At 67.0% G+C, this 1,086-nt stretch carries 1 pseudogene; it reads left to right on the forward strand.

The features are described 5' to 3' along the window. Window positions 1-122 precede the first annotated feature (122 nt). Window positions 123-1,086, forward strand: a pseudogene (locus ACFFNX_RS50845) (IS481 family transposase); the annotation flags it as partial.

Raw genomic sequence — 1,086 nt, forward strand, 5'->3', positions numbered from 1 at the left:
CCTAGGTGTGATGTCCGGGGAGGTTGTCCCGCCTGGCGGCGGTGTGTCGGTCTGACAGGTGAAGGCCTCCGGTTGTGAAGTGGAGCTGTCTGGTTCACCGCTTCACACACCTGGAGGCCTTCGTGTCACACGCTACCCATGCCAACGCTGCCCTGACCCCACGCACCCGTTTGCGGCTCGCCCTGCTCGTCGTCGAGTCCGGCTGGTCCTGCGCTACGGCGGCGAAGATGTTCATGGTCTCGCCCAAGACCGCGAGGAAGTGGGCCGACCGCTACCGCCACGAGGGCCCGGCGGGAATGACCGACCGGTCTTCACGTCCCCATCACAGCCCGGCCAAGACCTCCGAACCGGCGGTGCGACGCATCGCGCTCTGCGGTGGCGCCAGCGACTCGGGCCCGCCTAGATCGCCGGCCGGCTCAACATGCAGGCCTCGACTGTTCACGCAGTGTCGGTCCGCTGCCGAATCAACCGGCTCTCCCACATCGACCGGGTCACCGGCGAGCCCCGCGTCGTTATGAACACGGCCGTCCCGGGTCGCTGATCCATATCGACGTCACCAAGTTCGGCAACGTGCCCGACGGCGGCGGGTGGCGCTACCTCGGACGGCAGCAAGGCAAACGCAACGCCCGCGCGACCGCCCATCGCACCGGCAAGCGGGGCGGGAACCACCGGCCCGCGATCGGTACCGCGTTCGTTCACACCGTCATCGACGACCACTCGCGTCTGGCCTACGCCGAGATCTGTTCCGATGAAAAGGCCGCAACCACGATCGGGGTCTTGCAGCGCGCCATCGTGTGGTTCGCCGATCACGGCGTGAGCGTGGAGCGAGTGCCTTCCGATAACGGCCCGGCCTACAAGTCCCACGTTTGGCGTGACGCGTGCGCCGAACTCGGCATCAAGCACAAGCGCACCCGACCCTACCGGCCCCAGACCAACGGGAAGATCGAGCGGTTCCACCGCACCCTGGACGAAGGCTGGGCCTACGCCCCCCTCTACAACTCAAAAGCCCAACGTCGAGCAGCCCTGCCCGGCTGGCTCCACTTCTACAATCACCACCGAGCCCACTCCGCCATCGGAGGCAAGCCA

It is taken from the genome of Actinoallomurus acaciae (assembly GCF_042429965.1).
Taxonomy (GTDB): domain Bacteria; phylum Actinomycetota; class Actinomycetes; order Streptosporangiales; family Streptosporangiaceae; genus Actinoallomurus; species Actinoallomurus acaciae.